The organism is Ornithinibacter sp. (assembly GCF_035443565.1).
In the GTDB taxonomy this organism is placed as follows: Bacteria; Actinomycetota; Actinomycetes; order Actinomycetales; family Dermatophilaceae; genus Fodinibacter.
Map to the genome: position 1 here is coordinate 1 of NZ_DAORSO010000258.1, position 2,188 is coordinate 2,188.

General features: G+C 71.9%; 3 protein-coding genes. All 3 read right to left on the bottom strand.

Annotated elements, in window-relative coordinates; all coding sequences use genetic code 11:
• Positions 1-1,172 (bottom strand): hypothetical protein (locus PLL68_RS14145; protein ID WP_324535165.1); only part of this gene is annotated, 1,172 nt, incomplete at its 3' end.
• Positions 1,173-1,265: 93 nt separating this feature from the next.
• Complete coding sequence (locus PLL68_RS14150; RefSeq protein WP_324535166.1) at positions 1,266-1,766, bottom strand: carboxypeptidase regulatory-like domain-containing protein; 501 nt, start codon at positions 1,764-1,766, stop codon at positions 1,266-1,268.
• Positions 1,763-2,188: RNA polymerase sigma factor (locus tag PLL68_RS14155; protein ID WP_324535168.1), on the bottom strand; the 426-nt coding region annotated here is incomplete at its 5' end. The genes PLL68_RS14150 and PLL68_RS14155, both read right to left, overlap by 4 nt.

Below are 2,188 nucleotides of genomic sequence, written 5' to 3' on the forward strand. Positions count from 1 at the left end.
GCGGCCCGCACGTCCAGGCTGGAGGACTGGAACTGGTGCGCGGCGAGCAGTCGGTTGCCGGTGGTGATCCGCCGCTCGGCCTCGACGGGTTGGCCGCTGGCCGCAGCCAGCCGGGCTCGCACGAGGGCGTCGTGCAGTCTCGACGGCAGGGACTCGCGGTGGGAACGACCGAGGATGTCCAGTCGGGCCTGCGCCCCGTCGAGGTCCCCCAGCAGCAGGCGCGCCTCGGCCTCGAGCCGTACCGCGGCGCGATCCGTGGGGGTGGCCGAGCCGCTCGGGTCGGTGCCCGGGACACGTCGGGCCATCGCGGCGACCACGGCCGGCAGGTCGTGGCCGGCGGCGACGTCGATCGTGGCCCGCACGAGCTCGGCCTCACGGACGAGGTCGACGGCCTGGCGCGTGCGATACGCCGCGGTGGCCTGTCGCACGTGCCGGCGGGCCCCGTCGAGGTCACCGAGGAGCAGGTCGCAGCGGGCCAGGCGCAAGCTGATCTCACCCTCCTCGAGACGGTGACCGTCGCTGCGGGCGGAGGTGAGGGCCTGGGCGAGTGCTGCCCGGGCGCCGTCGACGAGCCCGGCTTCGAGCAGCACCTCGGCCTGGTCGAGCCGGGCCCTGTCGCGGGACACCGCGACGTCCATGGCATCGGCCTGCCGCATGAGCACCAGCGCCCGTGTGAGGTCGCCGTCGACGAAGGCCAGGCAGGCGAGGTTGTGCCGCGCCTTGAACTCCTGGTCGGCCAGGCCGTGCTCCGCCGCGGTGGCAACGGCGCGTTCGAGATCTCCCCGGGCCGCCGCGACGTGGCCGAGGCTGAGGTTGGCCAGGCCGCGGTTGATGTGCAGCGCGCAGCGCTGGCTCGGGTTGAGTTCGACGACATCCGCGCCGACGCGATCCAACACTGCCAGGGACTGGGCCCACGCCCCCCCACGTCCGAGGATGACTCCTTCCTGGACGTAGCTGAGGGCGAGGAGGAACCGGTCGTCGATGGCCTGTGCCCGGCGCCGAGCACTCTCGAGTGCGTCCAGGGCCCGGTCCAGACCGTTGACCTCGAGCTCGGTCCAGGCGCCGGTGATGAGGATCCTGATGCGCAGGCGCTCCGGGTCGAGACCGGGGACACCGTCCAGGGAGGCGAGGGCGCGCCCGAGGTTGGCGACGGCATCCTCGAACCGGCCCACCTCGTTGTCGTGGCGGGCCGCCGTCAGGAACGAGTCCGCGCGAGCGACCGGGTCCGCGCTGGGTCCTTCGCTCAGGTCCTCGATGGGTGGCTCCTACACCTCGATGGCCGGGGTGATGATCGGCGGTGCCGAGGGGTCGGCACGCCGCCGCAGCACGAAACTGACCAGTCCACGCTCGACTGCGGCGAAGGTGAACCTACCGTCGGCGTCAGTGGTCACGGTGCGGGTTCGACCACGTTCGCGCAACTCGACCTCGACGTCAGGTTCGCTGACCCAGCCGGCGATGTCGACAGTGAGGGTGGCGCCGGGCTCGATGCTCACCATGACGCTGAGCCCGTCGCTGGCGAACGTCACCGTGTCGGCGCGGTCGTACTGGGTGCTGCGCACCGTCTCCAAGGTGGCGCTGGAGACGATCTCGGCGACCTCCGCCTCGAGGGCCGCCACGCTCATCGCGAAGGTGATGCGGTCCGTGAGGTCGACCGGCGGCGGGTCCAGCACCTCGTGCAGGTGGCGGATCTGCGTCAGGACGAAGGCGTCGACGTCGTCGATCGGGCCTGCGGCCAGGGTGGTCTCGGGGTCCGGGGTGGTGTTCATGAGGTCATCTCCCAGTGGGGGTCGGTCTCCAGGGCCGCGCGCAACTTGGCCAGGCAGCGCCCCCGCGTGGGGCCGATGCTGCCGACCGGCATCCCGAGGGCCGCGGCGATCGCGGCGTAGTCCGGCTTCTCGGCGAATGCGATGACCCGCAGCAGGGTCTTGCACCGTTCGGGCAGGGTGGTGAAGTGCTGCCACACCAGCTGGCTCTCGAGGTCGGTCAGCAGCGAATCCTCCGGCGAGGGTGCCGTGGTGTCCGGTTCCTGCTCGCGGACGTCGACGTAGGGGGACGGCTCGTCGCGCTGCCGCCGGGCGACCACCGCCCAGGACTCCCGCTTGGTCGTCGTGATGAGCCACTTGAGCACCGACTGCGGGTCGGCGATGGACGGCGCGTGCTCGACGAGCTTGAGCCAGGTGTTCTGGAC